The sequence below is a fragment of the Caballeronia choica genome (assembly GCF_001544535.1).
In the GTDB taxonomy this organism is placed as follows: domain Bacteria; phylum Pseudomonadota; class Gammaproteobacteria; order Burkholderiales; family Burkholderiaceae; genus Caballeronia; species Caballeronia choica.
On the sequence record NZ_FCON02000653.1, the window covers coordinates 1 to 515 of the forward strand.

A 515-nucleotide genomic window follows, 5' to 3' on the forward strand; every position below is an offset into this window, starting at 1 on the left:
GGGCTCGCGGCGCTAAGAGGTCTGCGCGGAACCGCCTTTGACCCGTTTGGATACACCGCCGAACGACGCACGGAACGTGCATTGGTCGGCGAGTACCGTGCCTGTGTCGAGGAACTCCTTCAAACGCTATCGAAAGAGAACCTCGCCGCGGCCCTGGAGATCGCCGCCCTGCCCGAAACCATCCGAGGCTACGGCCATGTAAAAGCACGCAACATCGACGCTGCCCGCGTGCGATGGGCGACCTTGATGGGCCAGTGGCGTAAGACATGCACTGCGGGTCATGCGCCGGCGCCGGTCCAGCGCAAGCAGAGTGCTGCGACCCCCTGACCCAGCGCCGTTGCCATCGCCTCCAACGCACAGCGCAGATTCGCTGCGGTCTCGTGAACTCACGAAGCCGCAGCAACCCGGGAAGCGGCCCCGCCCGATCCCGCCAGCCAAAGAGCATGCAAATACTGGCGCAGCCAGATAATTCAGGAGACACCCATGCCTCACCATCGCACCGTCGCCAACGCCTC

Annotated in this window: 1 protein-coding gene; it reads left to right on the plus strand. The window is 64.5% G+C overall.

Annotated elements, in window-relative coordinates:
* On the plus strand, positions 1-327 hold a 327-nt coding region (locus tag AWB68_RS46180; protein WP_235028914.1), incomplete at its 5' end, for a DUF6537 domain-containing protein.
* Positions 328-515 lie beyond the last annotated feature (188 nt).